Below are 837 nucleotides of genomic sequence, written 5' to 3'. Positions count from 1 at the left end.
GTCTGGTTCATATCGACTCCTTGAGCCTGAGGGTTGCGGTTATTCGTCAGCACTCGGGCCGCCTGCTGGTTGCTGTTGGGCGCAGGGGAGAGTGCTGACGGATAAAGGCAGGCGTAAAAAAGCCCGAGATCACCCGGGCTTTTGTTCGCGTCAAGACCTCCCTACGTGACAGCCTCCCAGGCCCGCTACTGGCGACGGCCTGGGTCTGAATCATCAGCGGTGACTTCTAACTTGGGGTGGCCTACCGATTGCTCGGCCGGTGCGCGGTAACACCGTCGGCCCAGATGACCGCTGCCTGTATGGGTGATGGGCGCAGCCTTCAGGCTTACTGCGCCACGCAGGTGGATCGCTTACTGGTGCATGACTGCCAATCCTCCGTACTGGGTTTCATTGATGAATGCAGGGGGCCGCATTGCGCGGTGCAGAATTCGTCCGCATCCCGAGGGCAGGAGTGATGCTTATTCAGTCTGGAGCGCTTCGATTGCCTGTCGGTAATCGGCAGCGTTGATGCGGTTGTTCGCGGCCTCTTCGAACTGGCCTTCTCGTTCCTGGATCACTGCGTTGTTCTCGCAGTTGGAGGCGTGGATTTCGAGCTGGGATATTGCTGTTGCGTGCTTCATGGGTGATTACCTGTTGGTTGTCATCCCAAGCAGCCCTCGCGAGAAGGCTGCTCAGTGATGCTGTCCGTCCTATTGCCGCCGGAGTGGCGGGGCGCATTGCTTACCGGGTCATTCACACGGTTTTGGCGTTTCACCATCGGGCAGCCGTCCAGGTTGTCCTGTCGTTGGCAGGCTTTCGGGCCTGTCTGCTCGCCGGTCGCCGGTAGAGGCAATGCGG

At 59.9% G+C, this 837-nt stretch carries 2 protein-coding genes; both read right to left on the bottom strand.

The annotated features are described in order from the left end of the window. Window positions 1-458 precede the first annotated feature (458 nt). A complete protein-coding gene (locus tag AC1DRJ_RS30355; protein ID WP_477805365.1) occupies window positions 459-620 on the bottom strand; it encodes a hypothetical protein in 162 nt (53 codons plus the stop codon). A 20-nt stretch (window positions 621-640) separates the two neighbouring features. Then, the coding region (locus AC1DRJ_RS30350) for a hypothetical protein (protein ID WP_477805364.1) at window positions 641-837 on the bottom strand (197 nt) is incomplete at its 5' end.

Source organism: Pseudomonas sp. P5_B2 (genome assembly GCF_056400445.1).
The sequence above is the reverse complement of the archived record's forward strand: the minus strand, read 5'-3'. Positions and strand labels throughout refer to the sequence as shown.

Excerpts from the sequence above, each read along its gene's own strand:
- AC1DRJ_RS30355 (WP_477805365.1), bottom strand. The coding sequence starts at position 620 with ATGAAGCACGCAACAGCAATATCCCAGCTCGAAATCCACGCCTCCAAC.